The sequence below is a fragment of the Shewanella sp. A22 genome, assembly GCF_053850585.1.
In genome coordinates this window covers 12,887-30,724 of record NZ_JBSQBN010000029.1, presented here as the reverse complement: position 1 = coordinate 30,724, position 17,838 = coordinate 12,887, and the positions used below count along the sequence as shown (strand labels likewise).

Below are 17,838 nucleotides of genomic sequence, written 5' to 3'. Positions count from 1 at the left end.
AGCGTCATTTTTATGCTTGTAAAAGACTGATACCAATCTGTACTTCAATCGTTATTCTGTTAACTTTTTTTCTAGCTCATTAACTTGTGTTTGTAATGCTTCAAGTTTTTCGCGTGTTTTAAGCAACACATGTTGCTGGACTTCAAATTCTTCACGCGAAACCACATCTAATTTCATCAGTTGGTTTTGTAATACTTGTTTACTGCGTTCTTCAAACTCACCAGCAAACTGCTTAACACCGTTAGGCAGGTTGTCGCTAAGTTGTTTAGCTAGTTCTTCAATTTTCTTTGGATTAATCATAATGATCCCCTACTGATATATTGGCTCAATTGTAACCGAGGTGAGCGCTTTTCCAAAACCAAAGTGTGATTTTCGTTAACCGTCTCAAGGTGATTCTGCTATGATCCGCCTTCGTTTAGATTTAGTAAGGTGTCGATATTAATGAAACTCAATCCAGGGCAAAATGAAGCCGTACATTATGTCTCGGGTCCATGCTTAGTACTGGCTGGTGCTGGCAGTGGTAAAACACGTGTCATCATTAATAAAATCGCTTACTTGGTTGAAAAATGTGGCTATAAAGCCCGCAATATTGCTGCAGTAACGTTTACTAATAAAGCTGCTCGTGAAATGAAAGAGCGAGTAGCACAGTCTATGGGCCGTAAAGAAGCCCGTGGATTATGGATTTCTACCTTTCATACTCTGGGACTCGAAATCATCAAGCGTGAGCATAAAGTGCTTGGGCTGAAAGCGGGTTTTTCATTGTTTGATGATCAAGATACTTTCGCGCTGTTAAAAGAGCTTACCGAAGATGAATTGGATGAAGATAAAGATTTGATCAAATCTTTGGCATCAGCAATATCCAATTGGAAAGGTGGCTTGGTGATCCCACAGCAAGCCATTAAGATGGCAAAAGATGAACAAAGCCAATTATTTGCTATGTTGTATCAGCGATATGCTCAACATATGAAGTCATACAATGCACTTGATTTTGATGATTTAATTTTAATTCCTACCTTATTGTTGCGAATGAATGAAGAGGTGCGTACTCGTTGGCAAACCCGGATTCAATATTTGCTGGTAGACGAGTATCAAGATACCAACACCAGTCAGTATGAGTTAGTTAAATTACTCGTAGGCGAGCGAGCTCGTTTTACCGTGGTGGGTGATGACGATCAGTCTATTTATTCTTGGCGTGGGGCTAAACCGCAAAATCTCGTGTTATTGGGTACCGACTTTCCAAAACTTAAACTCATTAAGTTAGAGCAGAACTATCGTTCTAGCCAACGTATTCTTCGTGCAGCCAATATTTTGATTGCTAATAACCCTCACGTCTACGATAAAGCGTTATTTAGTGAGTTAGCTTATGGTGAGCCCCTAAGAGTGCTTATCGCCGCTAATGAAGAACAGGAAGCTGAACGGGTAGTCGCAGAGATCATTCGTCATAAGTTTGTAGGGCGGACTAAGTTTGGTGATTATGCCATTTTATATCGAGGTAACCATCAATCCCGCTTGTTAGAACGTGCATTGATGACCAACCGTATTCCTTATAAGTTAAGTGGTGGAACTTCGTTTTTTGCCCGAGCTGAAATTAAAGACATTATGGCTTACCTGCGTCTGGTGGTGAACCCTGACGATGACAACGCTTTCTTGCGGGTGGTTAACCTGCCAAAGCGCGGCATCGGTCCCGCAACGATGGAACGTTTAGGTAATTTTGCCAATCAAAAACATATCTCTTTGTTTGAAGCGATTTTTGATGTTGAACTTAATCATCATCTAGCGCCTGCAGCGATTCATTCGCTCTATCAATTTGGTAAGTTTATTGTTGATACGGGTGAGTTAGCAACGCGTGGAGAGCCTGTTGAAGCGATTAAGCAGCTTATTCGTAAAATAAACTATGAAGATTACTTATACGAGACCAGCACCAGTGCTAAAGCAGCAGAAATGCGGATGAAAAATATTTCAGAGTTATACCGCTGGGTGACTGAAATGTTAGAAGGGGATGATCTAGATGAGCCGATGACACTGCCAGAGGTGGTTACTCGATTAACGCTGCGCGACATGATGGAACGTAACAATGAAGACGAAGGCGGCGATCAGGTACAACTTATGACCTTGCATGCATCAAAAGGGCTTGAGTATCCCTTTGTGTTTATGGTGGGAGTGGAAGAACGAATTTTACCACATCAGTCGAGTATTGATGAAGACAACGTCGACGAAGAAAGACGTTTGGCTTATGTAGGGATTACCCGTGCACAGCGTGAATTATGGTTTGTGATATGTCGCGAACGGCGTCAGTTTGGTGAAACGATGCGTTGCGAACCAAGTCGCTTTTTACTTGAATTGCCACAAGATGACCTTATTTGGGAAAATCGCAAGCCTGCACAAACTGAACAGCAGAGGGTCGAAACGGGGAAAAGTCATATTGCCAATTTACGTGATATGTTTAAAAAATAGTTTCACTTTGCCTATTTAACTCTTTAAGCGCAGGACTCATAATGCTTTTTTTTTTCAGTAAATAATTTACTGATAGCACGTCCTTGACCACGTAAATATCCTAGTTCTAAAAACTGGCGGACTTGTTGTTGGGTGTCGACTGTTGTAGCGTACATATCAAACTGAAGTGTCTCTGCAGTCAACTGGTAAGCTTTAGCCAATTGCAGTTGCTTCTCATTAAGTAAGTGCTTACTAATGTCATTGTCGAGTTTTAATGCTCTAATGGGTAAGAAGCTTAAACAACTTAATGAACTATAACCTGTCCCATAACCATCTATACCTAACTGTACTCCCAGTTGCGAGATAAGTTCAAAGCCATTGATGTGGTTTTCTGTGTCTTGTACTAGGGATTTTTCGTTAAAAAACAGCATTAATTTATCAAGATTAATGCGACTTCCTTTAATGGTGTTTTTTAAATTACGCAGTACAAACTTATTCTTAATATGTTGGCTACTAATTGATAAGTGTAAATATACAGTGGGCCCATATTGCAGTTTGAGTGAAGGATAATGACGGCTCAAATGAGCAAAAATATAACCATCGACATTTAATGTGAGTTGGTACTGTGCGGCAAGGCGCTTCATTTTATCGTGTTCAATCACACCATGCTCAGGATGGTGCCATTCAACTTGTGGTTCGATAGCAATGATCTCACCTGTAGTAAAATCGACCACTTCAACATAATGTATCTTAAACTCTTGTTGTTCTAGTGCTTTCTTGAAATCAATTTCCAAATCGTGCTGTTGTTTGGATTGTGCACTGAGTTTGTCATCAAAAATAACATAGCAACCTTTGCCATTGGCTTTAGCTTGGTACATTGCGGCGTCAGCGTCTCGAAGCAAAGATTCACTTGTGACTAGTTTATCGCGGCCACTAAATGCTATCCCAATACTGGCACCAGAAATGAATTCTTGTTTTGCCAATTTATAGGGCATTGATAAAGCTTGCAAAATTCGTTCGCTGACGTCGATAGCATCTTCAGTTGCATTAATTGAGTCGAGTAATATTACAAATTCATCTCCGCCCATTCGAGCCAGAGTATCGTTATCACGTATGCATGATTTTAATCGCTGTGCCGTTTCAATTAAAAAGCGGTCTCCTTCTAAATGACCAAATGAGTCATTTATCATCTTAAATCTATCTAAATCAATGAACAATAAAGCGAATTGATCTAATCCGTGTCGGCGAAGATGTTTTAATGCTTGTGATAAGCGTTCCATTAAAAAATTTCTGTTGGGTAACCCCGTTAAGCCATCATGTTGCGCGTCGTGGACCAATTGATCTTCAATTTTACAGCGCTGATTGATCTCTTGTTGAAGATTATTATTGAGTTCGGCCAGCGCACGAGTTCGTTCTATGACTTTATCTTCTAATTGTTCGTGACTGTTCTTGAGTGACTCGACAGCTTGTTTGCGCTCAATAGCATTGGCTATGTGTTGTGACACGAAGGTAAGTAGCTCTAAGTCTTTAGATTGATATATATGTTCATCATCGAGGCTGTATATGGTTAATGCGCCGGCAATGTCACCATTTATGATGAGCGGGATACCGATCCATTGATGCATTCTTTGGGTTTTATTCAACTGCGGCGATTTTGCATAAATTTCACCCATAGAAACCATTTTCGCGATGTCTTTTGCTGACAGCAAGCGTGGTAACTTATGTTGTAAAATATACTCGGTTAAGCCATCTTGCATCGGTCGTGATGCGGGGTATTCTGCTGTCATTTGTGATACATAAAAAGGAAATGACAGCATATTGTCATCACCAATCAATGAAATAAAACAATTATTTGCAGGTATTAACTGACTGATAATACGGTGAAGTCGTAAATAAAAGTCTTGTTGGAGCACATTCGATGCAGAAAGATCAGCAATTTCAAATAGTGCTTTTTGTAATTTTTCTGCTTTGACTCGTTCTTTAACTTCTATTTTGACTTTGTCATACGCTTTGCTGAGCTCTTTTGTGCGCGCCACAATGGCTTGTTCGAGCTGTTCATGGTGTTCTAGTCGTTCCATGACTCCAGATATATGGTGGCAAATAAAGCCCATTAGTTCTAATTCTAATTCACCGTAGGTGTTGGCTGGGTTATAACTTTGTACTACCAGTACACCGCTAATGATATCTTGGTTTTTAATGGGAACACCGAGCCATTGATGACTTGGGGATCCAAGACTTTTAATATCGCCACTGGCTATCAACTCTTCAAATTTCTTATCGTCGCATAATAAAGGTTCGCCTTTGCGGAGCACATAACCTGTTAAGCCACTATTGAGTAATGCCGATATTTCTTGATCTGGGTAAAGCTCAGTTGGATGAGAATCTTGTTGGTCGGCAAAAAACGGCAAACTCATAAGCCCTGTTTGAGGGTCTTTATAGGCAATAAAAAAATTCTCTGCAGGAATGAGATCTTGCAGATGCAAATGCACTCGCTGATAAAAATCATCAAGTGACGTGACCTGAGTAGCAATATTTGAAATGCCAAGTAGCGCGTTTTGAATAATCTCAGAGCGTCTATATTTTTTAGCCAAGCTTTTTAAGCGAGTCACCCTTTTTTGTAGGTGCTCAACTCGTTGAATTGCGGTGGAGTGGCTTATATCCTTGTCCATGACTTCCTTTTCTTCTTATCCTATTAATTATGTGAAGAATTATTATTGAACAACCATTATAATTACCATAAATACAAGTGTGATCCAAGCAAAATTAATGTGAGTATAAAGTGAGTCACAATTACAAATGCGTAAATAGTCAGCGAAAATGAGTCAAAAGTTAATCAGTCAGTTAAAAAAAGCAAATCAGGGCTAGACGTGAGGGTGTTTTATCCCTACTATATGCGTCGCTAACCAAGGCGAGCGCCCATAGCTCAGCTGGATAGAGCGTACCCCTCCGGAGGGTAAGGCCGAAGGTTCGAATCCTTCTGGGCGCACCATTCGGCAAGTATTGTTTTGTCGTATTGGTTAGTAGAATTGAAAGTCAGTGGTGATTGTAGCTCAGTTGGTAGAGTCCCGGATTGTGATTCCGGTTGTCGTGGGTTCGAGCCCCATCAGTCACCCCATTCAATTTGTTGTTTTATGTATATTTCGGTGATTAGCGCAGCCCGGTAGCGCATCTCGTTTGGGACGAGAGGGTCAGAGGTTCGAATCCTCTATCACCGACCACATTTAAGTGAACAGGTTAACTTGATTAATTGGTTTACTGCACAGTTTAAAGTAAATTTCGGTGATTAGCGCAGCCCGGTAGCGCATCTCGTTTGGGACGAGAGGGTCAGAGGTTCGAATCCTCTATCACCGACCAATTTAGAAAGCCCGTAACGTTTTCAAAGCGTTACGGGCTTTTTGCTTTTAAGATTACCCTCTACCCTCTACCCTCTACCGCCAACAGCTTGTATTGCATTACTTCTTCTTATTAATCCTATCGCTTTTACTAAATTATTTACCATTTCATGATTAAACTCCTTTTTATAAGTAAAAATACCTTAGCCATAAACCGCTCCTGTGCATATCCTGTGCTCAAAGAACGAAAAATAACGCAAATGAGTGCTAATGAAAGTTAACGCTTTGGCTATGTGTCAGCATCGACAGTTGCAGATTAGTTGCAGTTAATTTTGGGCGTTTACGGTCTGGTTTAAGGCGTTTTTCTGAGTTGAGGGTTTTATAGCTTTTTGTTCAGGTGTTCATCTGTCAGTCACTTTTAAAAAAGTACTTAATAGAGTTGTTGCCCATTATTAGATGAGCAGACTATTTCAATTAATGTTTACGGCCATGGTAAACAGCTGTTATTAGACTGAGATGGCTTTCTCGACCAATGCCTATAAAGGAAGAGATAGTTCATGGGAACTATCTCTTTTTTATTTTTATTTAAGTATGCACTTCCACAAGCTCCTTAATCAAGTTCCTCACTAATTGACTCACACAGATGTCTTTATCACGAGCATACGCTTTCAATAATTCAGACTCCTTTGGGTTCAAGTAAAAGGTATGGCGTTGTTTGGGTGCTAGTGCTTTAGGTCTGCCGCCGATGGAATCTTCTAAACTTTTTAATGTTTGTAGTTTCATGCTGGAAGCCCTAACTCAATAATTGCATTGTAAACGTCCTCATGAGCTAATCGTGATTTGTTTAATTGCCACTCTCCATGTTGATTGTGGATCTGTTTAAACCAGTCAGTTCCATCTTTTGCTACTCGAGCAAAGAGTGTTGTGGTTCTGATTGCAAATATAGGTAACTCTCCGAGGCTTTCAGTTAGATAGGTAACAGCTTCATCGAATTCTTTTTGTTTAGTGAAATGGTTGATCACAATCGCAATGGGTTTATTCATTGGCTTAATGAGCAGAACCGTTTTTATTGTCGCTTCTAAACTTCTTCTATCAGTAAAGGTGGGGATAACAATCACATCAGCAACTTGCGTCGCTTGAACCGCTTTAGGATCAAGGTGAGTTGACATAGCTCCAAAATCAAATACTACGCGATCAAGAGAGAGTAAGCCTTTAGGGATTTTACGCTTTGTATAGTCTATTTGAATCGCATTGGTGCTGGTGGTTATTAAGTCATTAGTGACATAATCTGCATCGATTTCAGCGGCTAAATTAATGGCTAGTGCAGATTTACCGACACCCCCTTTATAACTTATAAATAGTATTTTAATGGCTAAATCTTCCATCATTATTTTCCTTAGTAATTTATTAGCCTAAGCGAAGATATTTCACTTATTCTGGGCTAATTACTTGTTCATAAAAAAAAAGGGCGACAAAAGCACTTTTTTATCCCCCCATTAGTACTAATGGGGGGATTTAACAAAAATTGAGATAGCCGTAATTACTCAGCAAATAAATAGATATTAAGTTAGTAGATAGATTCTATTGAGGACTTAGTATGTTAAAGAAATTCAAATTCACAGATAAGGCCATCAAAGCCTTACCAGATAACCCTCGCACTTCTAATTCGACTGAATTAGAAGTGACTGACACCGTAACTCAAGGGCTTAAATGCCTGGTAGGTAAAACTGGCAGTAAACGGTTCCTCTTTCGCTATACCTACAACGGTCGTAAGCAGAGTATTAGTTTGGGTCGTTTAGGTGATATTAATGTTGCGGTAGCGCGGCAGATAGCGCAAAAGCATCGAGTTAGTTTAGGTGAAGGGATTAACCCAAAAGCCGAACGCGATAGCACGGCTCACTTAACTGTTAATGAGTTTTTTACTGAGCATTACCTACCCAGTATTAAGAAACGTAAAAAAACATGGCGAGATGACCAATATAGGTATGATGTAATGATCGCACCTCGGCTTGGTAATCTTTTCTATCGAGATTTACGCACCATAGATGTTCAGCAGCTTCACCTTGCTCTAGCAGACCAAGTTAACAAGTACGGTACTCCCTATGCTCCTGCAACCTGTAATCAAGCATTGATGTTAATGAAATCTATGACAAAATATTCTGTCAACTTAGGTGTTATTGATGATGACGTTTGTTTGCCTGTAAAACTTTTTAGATTGAATAATGCTCGAACACGATTTTTAAATGTTTATGAAGTAAAACGACTACTGACTGCTTGTCGAGAATATTCCAATAAAACGCTTGCGGGTTACATTGCAATATTAGCCTTAACGGGTTTACGTTGTGGCGAAGTCGCGAATATAAAAGTTAAAGATATTGATGTGTCCAAGCGCGTGATACATATCCCCATCACAAAGAACGGCAAGGCCCGCAGTATTTACTTAACTGATGCCATGTTGTCGTTTATTGCTCATATTCCCCTCACCGCTGATAACCCTTATCTATTTGCAGGGAAAGCAAAAGGAAAGCCATTAGGGAGTGCGAGGAAAACCTTTATCAAATTGCTTAAGAAAGCTCAGATCAACCCTGATGGTGTGTGCTTACATACTTTACGTCACTCAGCGGCATCGAATCTTGTTAGTGCTGGCGTTTCATTGCGTTTAGTGCAAGAGCAGTTGCAACATAAATCGATTCTTTCGACTCAACGGTATGCAAAATTAACCACAGAATCCATGCGAAAAACCAGTGAGAAGCTATCTGAGTTGTTTAGCTAATTCGCTGTCTATAAAAAACCACTCTAAAGCCCATTCATCTATACCTATTAAGGTTGTGATGAATGGGCTTTTTTCATTTAGGAGAATGGACCATGCAAATACTTCATTATTTACCTACCCAGCAACAATTAGCATTAAATCCTGTCGTGGCTCAATGCGTTGTTGATTTATTGCTAGAGCCCTTTGGCTCTCGAGTACAAGCGATTGAATTTTGGCGTGGCTACACATCAACGATTGTCGTGTTTGATCCCGATGATGATGCCCATAAATCATTAGCCTGCCTTGATGATGTCACTCGCTATTTTATCGAACGTTCCGAACACTTGCCGGAGTTTATCGAGAGCCTGCCAGATGGCTACCAACTGTCATTAACGATTACCGATGATGAAGGCCGAGGTCTGTATCTAATAAAGCCTGCTAATTTGGACTTGAGCAAGGCTAATGACTAATAACCCTTTAGTACGGATCAGTTGTCATACAGGTTTACCTTTAATTCTACGGCCTAAGCGCCGTATTTATAACTACAAATAACCCATTAATCCGATTAAAAAACAGGAAATAAATCATGAATACGAAAACAGTAAAGCACACTAAAGGTGGGACTGGTGAAAACGTCAATACCGATGCAAAAATTGGTAATGTTACGGGTAAGAAAGAAGTGGCAAACCCTGAAAATAAGATAGATGGAGCTAGCCTAAAAGCGGCAGAAAGTACTGTTGATGTAGATATGCAGTACAAAACAATACTTGTTGGTCTAGCCCCAAAACTATCACCTAAATCTACTGGTCTTATTGGCTATGAGGTGGCGTTGAATGAAGATGATCAGAGCCTGTATATTCGTCTAACAAGTAATGATTCTGGTGGTTTATTTAGTAAAGAGTGGGTTGGTTTAGACAAAATATATATGCTCCTTGAGGGGCTTGCTGGTAAGAAGCCATTTAGATCCTCTACGTTTAAAACTGTCATCAAAGGTGGCTCGGCTAACAATGTGAGCTTCTTATCAGCGGTTTTGCGTTGTGAAGGGATCGCCTTAATAGTGCAATCCAATAGAAACCAGTTCCTACATGTAGTTCACACTGATTGGGCTAAACACAGAGATGATTTGTCTAAGTTAACGCCATTGCCAACGGTCTCTCAAAATTAATTTCCCCCGAATAATCAGCGTTCATAGGCGACGTTAACGCTAACTCCCCTACACAAACTCAAATTAGGAAAACATAATGAAACTGACTTTTAATCCAAGCCAGAGCTTTCGTGTGCCCGAAGCGCTTTACAGCATATTCAACAACGAACTATCCAAGGTAACGGTTCTGCAGGAAGAGATAACAGGTATAACCTTTAATTTTAGAGATCCTGGTTACTCAGCAGATGATGGCGGTTTCCACCCCGTGGAAATTCGCGTCATCAAATCCACCAGCAACAATGGTCAATGGGGTTTTGAATATATCACCGACTTTAGCTTTCAAGGACAACCTTATCCTGAGCTAGTTAAAGAGATCGATATATGTTTTATCACACAGCAGGTTTATACCTTATACGGTGGTTATTTAGAAAAAGAAGATGGAAATGAGCTTATCGAACTATTACTGACTAACTTCATCAGCTATGTAGAGATGGAAATATTCAGCGTAAAAATCTCGTTTGATTGAGCAGAAGTGCCTTTTATAGACAGGGGTAGGTTTAAGAAAAATCAGAGTCAAAATATGCCAGTCATTACACCAAGGAAATAGTGGTGTGATGGCTTGCTTACCTCAAGTCAATCTAACTGAAAGCCGGATTAATCATTCGGCGAGCAGTATAACAGCGGAGAAATGGACAATGAGCAACACAAATTCAGACAATGGTGTGCTTTCAAATGGCGCTGTAAAAGGTGCAACCACAGGTATTTTAATTGGCGCAAGATTTGGCCCACAGGGTATGGCTGTTGGGGCTATTATTGGTGGTGTTGTTGGGTTTGTTATGGATGATTAATCATTAATTTAAAAAATGGGCAGGTAGGGCGAGCTCATTTTTTTTTCAGTGCGCTAAAAAATAGAATTTTAATAGCTTGGACTGTGCTGGCTATCCCATATTTTTTTTACCTCTTGTACGCAAACAGAGGATAGTGCGAAGTGGGAATTCTATGATTAGTTAATTTAATCATGAAGTTAATACAGTATGTAATTTCTCTATTGGGGGATAGAGAATAATTACATTCGAAGAAGTGATAAACGGCAATTGAAAAAATAACACTCTCCCAGCTTGAGCAGTCCTGGTTGGCAAACCACCACAGGTGGCGAGCGAGAAGTTCAAAAGTCTCTTCGAAAAGCTTTGCTTAAGTACAAGCTGCATACCGATCAAGTGCTGTTTGATAGAGCTTACGGGTACATAAAGGAATATTACTAACCTATTTGATAGCCACCCTAATTTCTAATTGAAATTGGGGTGATTTTGTTGGATATAGAATAGTTGTTTAGTTCGCTTTATTTTGAGTAAAGTAATTAAAAACAATTGGTTACTAGGAAGTATGATTTACTCGTAGGGGATAACACTAATTCATCTGTATTTGTTAGTTCTGAATGTTAATTATGTATTCGGATTTATCAAAGTGGATTTTATCATCGGCACTTAGGTCTGATAATGAGTTTAGGTAATATACCCATAGGGTTAAGTGCTCTTTAAGCTTATCTTCATCAAGTTTTTCATAGCTAGCTATTTCGAGAGGTGTTGCTTTTAGTGCTGTTTTCGCAGGGTTTGTTTGGAAATCGTCCGGTATATCGTGACCGAAATTGTTCAGCGTCGTACTGCTTGCATAGCCAAAGTTATTATTTTTTGTTTTTACTTGGTCTCTTTTAATGCCTTGTTTTACATATGGAATATCAATTTTGTTGTCGATGGCGCTTATAGTTACACGATTACTCTTTTTAACGACCTCTATTGAGTAAGTCAATTGTTCGTCTGTCTTCAACCATTTATCCAGTAATTTGGTGAAATTCATACCGCTATTATTACATCGACACCATAGCAATAACCTTTTAGCGAAGGGATCTCCTGCGTAAGTAGGCTTATTTTCTTTGTATGCGAGGGCAATTAATGAAATCGTTAATGAGCCTATTTGGAAGGTTGGCTGAGTGGGTATGGTGTTGCGTTTATTGAGTGCCAGAGATATGTATGCTGATTTATCTGGTATTGACTGTAGATGACTGCTTTTTATTGTATTTAACCTATTAATTATCCAGCTATTATTTATCGAGCCGTGTGACTTCCATTTTTTCTTTATCAAGAAAGGGATTAACGCGTCAAATAGGTCTTCATTATTGGTGATATTTAAGACAGATTTGAATGTTTTAATTAATGAATGGTTATCTTCAAACCAACACGTTAGGCTTTGATCTAATTTGTTTACTTCTTTTTTTATCACATTTTTTTGGGTTGCATGACTTAAGAGTGGGAAGCTGTTATTTGGAGGGGCTAGATGATCGAAGAATATGTGATTATTGCGTATTCTACCCGAAAGTGAAAACACCTCGTTATCTGCGTTAATGCCCTCGTTATTTGTTCGTTTTGCTTTGATATTCGGCACATCTTCAACACCGTCTATTGTTAAATATGTATATGAAAAGGATTTCATATAGTTGTGCGTTTTATTTAAGTGTGCAATTTCTTTAAACACCTTTGATTTGCTTGGTAATTTAATGCTTTGATCGAACGTTTGATTAAATAGACTAATTACTGATCGGTGGGATAGTTTAAAACGTTTCATCAAAAATATTAGGGTAAGGGTTAACGTCGGCTCGATAGTCGATTTACTTGTTTGCAGCCATTTCTCATACATTTTTTTATCAATGAATAAATATGCTTCTTTTGCCCTCGCCATAATCCACTCACTCGTCAATATTACCAATATGATAGCGATACATATTAGCAAAAACACTTCAAAACCACTTCACTATTAATTCCAACAATATTTAACTCACTATAAAAAATCTTTTTTTTATAGTGAATAATTTGTTTATTGATATAAGAATCAATGGTTAACGGCGTTCGTTTGTCTCAAGCTATCTTCCTCGACTCATTAAAAAGCAACATAAAAAATGTGATTTACATCTAAGCCTTGTAATACGTGGAATGGCGACTTTTCATAAAGGTACGTTCGGGTATTTTGTCCAATAAAAACTTATTTAGGTTTGACTCTAAGTAACTGGTTTTAAAGTGGTTATCGTTTATCTTTGTTCTCAGATTACACGGATTAACACTATTTAACTTTGAGACAAAATCATGAAGAAAGTATCGATTGGGAAATTTACCCAGAAGAAATTAGAAAACTTGCCTTTACTCAAACCCGGTGAGGATAAAGTTGCTTATTTGGGAGGGGATGAGCGGATTCTAGCAGTGCCAAATTTAAAAAGAACGCCTATTGTTGTTGCGATGAATTATAGCGGTGAGCGGTACTATAAAACGGTTGGAAACTTACGTGACAACACTTGGAAAGAGCTAGAGAAACGCTCTTACGATTTTATTGGAAAGATCGTTAATGGAGAATTTGAAACGAGACCTACCATTACGGTTAACGAATTTCTTAATGATGTTGTGCGGCTATACTCAAAAAAACACCATAAGGATAGTAAGGGTTTTGAGCAACGTCTTAGGCCGTTTGTTGCAGCTCACGGTGATGACTATGTAAGCGATATCACTAAGCTCCACATTGTTACACTGCTAAATGGATTATCAGACGAACGCTCATCGCCAACTATTGCCAGGTATCAAGCTGCGATTTCAAAATTTATGTCGCTAGCAGTTGACCATGAAATCATTGATAGAAATCCATGCTTAGGCATTAAAAAACCTAGGGAGAATCCTAGCCGCAAGCGTTGTTGCTCCGATGAAGAAATATTTCATTTTATTAAAACTGCGCTTAATGATGAAAACCCAATACATGGTAACTGTTTAGCTCTATCCGCTGTTACAGGTCAGCGCCAGGGAAATATTAGATCGATTGAAATAAGCATGTTAACTAAAGATTTAACTGTTCTTCATCTTCCAGATTCTAAATCTGGAAATCCAATTGATGTTCAGCTGAGCCCAATTGCTAGCGATATTATAAAGTTGGCACTTCCTCATAGTGATGGCAAGTACCTGTTTCCTAGTCGTATTCCCGGTAAATTCATGAGTAAGCCAACTAAATGTATGGCTCGTATTCGTCGTATCGTTCAAGAAAAAACAGGTAATACCGAGCATTTTTATGCACATGATCTGAGGCGTACGTTTGCCACTATGCAGCTTCGAGTTACTGGGGATTTGAACATTGTTCGTGAAAACCTAGCCCATGCCGATGTAAAAACTACCCTGATTTATGCCTTGAATCAAAACGATAAATTACTTGATGCTAACACTAAAACGAGCGAGGCCATGCTTGCTGGTCACTCTCTATCTTCTTTTATTAAACACCCTTTGGAGGGTTAATTTATGCAAAAACGTGCTTTTAACATCGCTGAGTTCACTGAGATGTTTAGTCTGAATGAGAAAACGGTGCGAGCTAATGTATCCCGTCATCCTGAGCAACTACCCACAGTATTTAGGGTTGGTAGGAAGGTCTTATTTTCTGCTCAAGCAATAAGAGATTGGGAGTTGAAAATGCAGGATAAATAGTTACAGCAACACACTTTATACGCCGATTTAATTGGTAAACCTTAATGATAATCGTAGTGACTAGCTACATAACTTTTAAAAACAAGTGAGTATTAAAATGACTAAAGCAATATTTGATATAGATTCGAATGGTAAAGCCGTAAATGTAACGCGTTTACAAGGTATTACTACTGTAAATCGCGATGGGATAGATCCTACAGATACACAAGCCGCAGGCGATTGGTTGATTGGGTTTGGTTCTGATGGCCATAGATCATATTTTCTTGGTGGTGATGTGTCTCCTGAGAAGAAAGATGCAATGCTTGAAAAAATAGCAGACAACATAGGTACACGTCGTTGCCTTCCTTTACCTGATGGTGGCAAGATAAGCGTGGATATTATCGATGAAATCTACATGAGTACCAAAACGGATTGTTTGATTATTTCGTCAATAGCGCCGAGAACAATCATATATGTTGCAGGTCACGATTGGTTTAGTGACTTTGATGAGATGCTAAAGGCCTTATCAGAAGCTCTTGTTGATATATCAAATGGCAGAAAATCCGATTTTAAATGGGATGAATACCTGGCGTAAGTCTTTCAATTATTAATAAGCCCACAATCATTACTGGGCTTATTAATTAATTTACACAACACTACTGTTGCATCAACCGCCTTAACTCCTCTATATCATCAGGCAAAAATAATTTTTCATAATCAAACGTTGGGAATTTTTTGACTAAATGTTTGAGTAACTTGATGACGCGATGCGTAACGGGGAACCTGCCATAAAAAACCTCTGACTTTTTTGCTGAACTTATTGCAGCTGCATTAACAGGATAGATACCCTCATCGAGCTCACTCATCCATTTAGCAAAGGCATTTTGCTTCATTCCATCAATAGTTACGCCACATAGTTCTTGAACCCATACCCGCAAAAATAGACGTTTAAACACATTGGTAATATTTTCCCCTTTTTTAATATTCATAAAATTACCTTTTCCTATGCGTTGTAAGCTCGTAGATAATTTAAAATACTCCTCCCAGTTATCCCAGTCTTCTTCCGTTTTAAGGCAATTGTTGATGCGCCATGCGTCAAAACGAGATCGTTTGAGCTTCATATCTTCAACGGTTCTGTGGGGTTTACTGAGGCATTGAAGATGACTTTTGCCATGAACGTCAACCATACCATTTGGTATAAGATCTCTTTTAAAGTCGGGCTCGTAGTTAAGTAGCTGTTTCTTTTCAATTGAGATCATATCGCGATCAAATAAAAACATGGCTTGTGATGGCGTTAAACTTTTATTTATATAGGTGCTATCTGGGGTACGGTCTAAAAATTTATTGAGCACCCACACTTCAGGATTTTCTTCATCAGCTTCTTCTGGTAGTTGAACACCAGCACGGGCGTTAATAAATTTTGAATTCCATTCAGGATCATCATCACGAATTGCAGTTGTATAACCTCTTGTTTTCATAGCGATGACTTGCTGCATTCTATGTTTTTCTTCTAATATGTCGCCCCCGTTAGGATCTATCATATGGAACAACGACCTAAAGCGATTGCAAACAGGACTGCTTTTATCGATATCTTCAAGGCTTGAATTACATGTAAAACCATCTGTAGTTAACGCTATTACTTGTTTATCCTTCGGAACGCCTAATAAAAGCGATGAGAGAAGAGCGCGAGCGGTGCCTGATACATATGCAGCGAAAAAAGCGTTTGTTAATTCGCCCTGTTCTAGATATTTCATATTGCCCGATTTAATATCGAAAACGCGTTTAGGTCTTAAACTCATTGCTAGACGGCCGTAACAACTATTTCCTTTTTCTTTCCAGAATTTTTCCAGAAAATCATTGGCATACTGCTTCGTTTTGTAGTGTTGTCTTTTAGCTCTAACCAGTTTCATGAATGGGGTGAAAATTCGCTCATCATCGAGCCACGGGATCCGAAACCCCTGTAGTATCTCTATTTGGGCTCCTTGGTAGTGCGCTACTTCTATTTCAGCAGCTGTACAATAACAAATACCTTCTAATGGATAAACGAGTCCAAAAGGGTCTGCTCTTACAGGTAAAGAAGGGTACATAGTGTCGTCTTTGAATTTAAACTTTACCCTCAAAAGACCGTAAACATCGCCAAGAAAGTCTTCAATGTTATCCGATATTTTAATACGATCGAAATCCAGACTTCTCAACCCATTCAAAATCACCGTATAGCAACTTGGGGCATCGAAATCATACCATGTGTCAATGCCTGTAGGCCCCGTGATATAGCACTCATTGCGGCCACCGTGGTAGCATTCTATTGCCATCGTCTCGAAAAGGTGAGGGACACTTTTTAGTGCATAATGTTTATCCGTTATGGGTTGAAACTCTGTTGAGCCTGACTTTTTAATCCATCTTTCAGTGACAACTTTTTCTTTACCGAAAATGCTATTAAAGTATTCTTTGAATGATTCATCTTTAAGCGTCACATCTTCTTCGATATTAAATATTTCTTTATACCGTACAAGCAGTGTTTCTTTGAATGCTTTTACAGCTAAACTTCCTATCGTAAACGATAAGTGGGGGTTCCCACCTTCAATGCATTCATACTGGATGACTTGCTCAATGTGCAAACACGCAATCATGGCATCGTTTATTGCATACTCTGTAAAACCATCTCTATCTTTGTTTAAGTATTCACCCATTCGTGAAATATCATATGGTGGTGGTATCTCTTTTTTAGGACAGCCGACAAGCTCTCCAATTTTCTTTAATGATTGGAAACCTGCTGGCGCGAAGAGCATGGAATCGTAGAATGTCACTAATATTGGGTATGTATTATTACTGCCATCATTGAGCTTAAAGGGGTTGTCATCTATACGTTTTTTAAACTCTTTACCTAGATCTACAGCGTAACCATCTCGCAAACTTGCTACGGTTTTTCGCACCGAGCTGACGAGTGTTTTGATATCTTTAAACGCATTACTGAAGGTGAATAAATCTGCTTTTAGATAATGTGCCACCAACAATATGTGTTCGGGCCATTTACTGATAACTTTTTCTTGAATGGCAGCTTGAATAACTTTAGCTAGGAAGGTTTCAAACGATAGCCTATGCTTCTTATGTCCTGAGTCTGTGAAAAATATACCTTGGCAACGTCTACCCTCAAAACTCACAACATATTGATACGATAAAACATTATTTTGCTCGCCATCTTGTTCATACTCTGTATCGATAGATATAATTGGCTTTAATGCCGTTGGGATTCGCTTTTGTTTAAGGTGTTTTCTGATCTCTATTTGGCGTTCTTTGCTTATTTGTTTTTTTGATTTAACTTCTCGCATATTATTATTTTTAATATTATCGCGATTTCTACTAGAGCTGGACTTATCATCAATGCCGTAACTTGATTCTAAATCATCAGCCTCAGCAGTACTGTTATTTTCTGGCTTCTCAGGAGCATCCAGATAGCTTTCCTCGAAATCATCTTTCATCTGCTTTTCCTTGCTGTAATAGAGCAATGATAATAACCGATTGTCAAAGTGAGTAAGGAAATATTTATTGAATTTTAGATGAAGAGAGCACTAAAAATATTTAGTAACTGTTAGTGAGTTTTTTATCGTGCAACCTACTGATAAATATATTATTAAGTGAAAGTAGGATTTACTCGTAGGGGAAACTATCATTATACAATAGATGAATTTCGCA

The 17,838-nt window shown here is 38.8% G+C and carries 15 protein-coding genes and 4 tRNA genes; 13 read left to right on the top strand and 6 right to left on the bottom strand.

Features of this window, described 5'->3' with window-relative positions; genetic code table 11:
• Positions 1–51 precede the first annotated feature (51 nt).
• The gene (ubiK, locus tag ACWXWT_RS07570; protein WP_456041001.1) at positions 52–300 is read right to left on the bottom strand and encodes a ubiquinone biosynthesis accessory factor UbiK; all 249 of its coding nucleotides are present in this window, start codon (positions 298–300) and stop codon (positions 52–54) included.
• A 141-nt stretch (positions 301–441) separates the two neighbouring features.
• Between ubiK and rep the strand changes: the two genes are divergently transcribed.
• The gene (gene rep / locus ACWXWT_RS07565) at positions 442–2,454 is read left to right on the top strand and encodes a DNA helicase Rep (protein ID WP_456041000.1); all 2,013 of its coding nucleotides are present in this window, start codon (positions 442–444) and stop codon (positions 2,452–2,454) included.
• 23 nt (positions 2,455–2,477) lie between these two features.
• On the opposite strand, the gene ACWXWT_RS07560 is transcribed toward rep, so the two are convergent.
• Positions 2,478–5,102: a sensor domain-containing phosphodiesterase gene (locus ACWXWT_RS07560; RefSeq protein ID WP_456040999.1), complete on the bottom strand. Its 2,625-nt coding sequence runs from the start codon at positions 5,100–5,102 to the stop codon at positions 2,478–2,480.
• 243 nt (positions 5,103–5,345) lie between these two features.
• On the opposite strand from ACWXWT_RS07560, the gene ACWXWT_RS07555 reads away from it, so the two are divergent.
• The 4 genes from ACWXWT_RS07555 to ACWXWT_RS07540 all read left to right on the top strand — a co-directional run bounded on the left by ACWXWT_RS07555 (position 5,346) and on the right by ACWXWT_RS07540 (position 5,787).
• Positions 5,346–5,422: transfer RNA gene (locus ACWXWT_RS07555), tRNA-Arg, on the top strand.
• A 50-nt stretch (positions 5,423–5,472) separates the two neighbouring features.
• Positions 5,473–5,548: transfer RNA gene (locus ACWXWT_RS07550), tRNA-His, on the top strand.
• Positions 5,549–5,574: 26 nt separating this feature from the next.
• Positions 5,575–5,651, top strand: a tRNA-Pro gene (locus tag ACWXWT_RS07545).
• Positions 5,652–5,710: 59 nt separating this feature from the next.
• Positions 5,711–5,787 (top strand) — tRNA-Pro (locus ACWXWT_RS07540).
• A gap of 563 nt (positions 5,788–6,350) precedes the next feature.
• Here ACWXWT_RS07540 and ACWXWT_RS07535 read toward each other — a convergent pair.
• Together ACWXWT_RS07535 and ACWXWT_RS07530 are read right to left on the bottom strand one after the other, a co-directional pair.
• Positions 6,351–6,548 (bottom strand): hypothetical protein, encoded by a 198-nt coding sequence (locus tag ACWXWT_RS07535; protein ID WP_456040998.1) that lies wholly within the window; start codon positions 6,546–6,548, stop codon positions 6,351–6,353.
• Complete coding sequence (locus ACWXWT_RS07530) at positions 6,545–7,153, bottom strand: ParA family protein (protein WP_157822799.1); 609 nt, start codon at positions 7,151–7,153, stop codon at positions 6,545–6,547. The genes ACWXWT_RS07535 and ACWXWT_RS07530 overlap by 4 nt, the downstream gene beginning before the upstream one ends.
• A gap of 209 nt (positions 7,154–7,362) precedes the next feature.
• Here ACWXWT_RS07530 and ACWXWT_RS07525 point away from each other — a divergent pair, with 209 nt between their 5' ends.
• From ACWXWT_RS07525 to ACWXWT_RS07505, 5 genes are all read left to right on the top strand, one after another.
• Positions 7,363–8,538 (top strand): tyrosine-type recombinase/integrase, encoded by a 1,176-nt coding sequence (locus ACWXWT_RS07525; protein ID WP_456040997.1) that lies wholly within the window; start codon positions 7,363–7,365, stop codon positions 8,536–8,538.
• Between the two features lie 92 nt (positions 8,539–8,630).
• Positions 8,631–8,987: a hypothetical protein gene (locus tag ACWXWT_RS07520; protein WP_456040996.1), complete on the top strand. Its 357-nt coding sequence runs from the start codon at positions 8,631–8,633 to the stop codon at positions 8,985–8,987.
• Between the two features lie 116 nt (positions 8,988–9,103).
• Positions 9,104–9,682: a hypothetical protein gene (locus tag ACWXWT_RS07515; protein WP_456040995.1), complete on the top strand. Its 579-nt coding sequence runs from the start codon at positions 9,104–9,106 to the stop codon at positions 9,680–9,682.
• Between the two features lie 76 nt (positions 9,683–9,758).
• Positions 9,759–10,187, top strand: coding sequence for a DUF2787 domain-containing protein (locus ACWXWT_RS07510; protein WP_456040994.1), 429 nt, complete (start codon positions 9,759–9,761; stop codon positions 10,185–10,187).
• A 169-nt stretch (positions 10,188–10,356) separates the two neighbouring features.
• The gene (locus ACWXWT_RS07505) at positions 10,357–10,509 is read left to right on the top strand and encodes a glycine zipper domain-containing protein (RefSeq protein ID WP_174839621.1); all 153 of its coding nucleotides are present in this window, start codon (positions 10,357–10,359) and stop codon (positions 10,507–10,509) included.
• 577 nt (positions 10,510–11,086) lie between these two features.
• On the opposite strand, the gene ACWXWT_RS07500 is transcribed toward ACWXWT_RS07505, so the two are convergent.
• Positions 11,087–12,394 carry a hypothetical protein gene (locus ACWXWT_RS07500; protein ID WP_456040993.1) on the bottom strand — a complete coding sequence of 436 codons (1,308 nt, stop codon included), beginning with the start codon at positions 12,392–12,394 and terminating at the stop codon, positions 11,087–11,089.
• 401 nt (positions 12,395–12,795) lie between these two features.
• On the opposite strand from ACWXWT_RS07500, the gene ACWXWT_RS07495 reads away from it, so the two are divergent.
• From ACWXWT_RS07495 to ACWXWT_RS07485, 3 genes are all read left to right on the top strand, one after another.
• Positions 12,796–13,980, top strand: coding sequence for a tyrosine-type recombinase/integrase (locus ACWXWT_RS07495; protein ID WP_456040992.1), 1,185 nt, complete (start codon positions 12,796–12,798; stop codon positions 13,978–13,980).
• 3 nt (positions 13,981–13,983) lie between these two features.
• Entirely contained in the window at positions 13,984–14,166 is a 183-nt protein-coding gene (locus ACWXWT_RS07490; protein WP_162022179.1) for a helix-turn-helix domain-containing protein, read from the top strand.
• A gap of 97 nt (positions 14,167–14,263) precedes the next feature.
• A complete protein-coding gene (locus tag ACWXWT_RS07485; protein ID WP_456040991.1) occupies positions 14,264–14,740 on the top strand; it encodes a hypothetical protein in 477 nt (158 codons plus the stop codon).
• A gap of 61 nt (positions 14,741–14,801) precedes the next feature.
• On the opposite strand, the gene ACWXWT_RS07480 is transcribed toward ACWXWT_RS07485, so the two are convergent.
• Positions 14,802–17,624 (bottom strand): DNA polymerase, encoded by a 2,823-nt coding sequence (locus ACWXWT_RS07480; protein WP_456040990.1) that lies wholly within the window; start codon positions 17,622–17,624, stop codon positions 14,802–14,804.
• Positions 17,625–17,838: the final 214 nt, after the last annotated feature.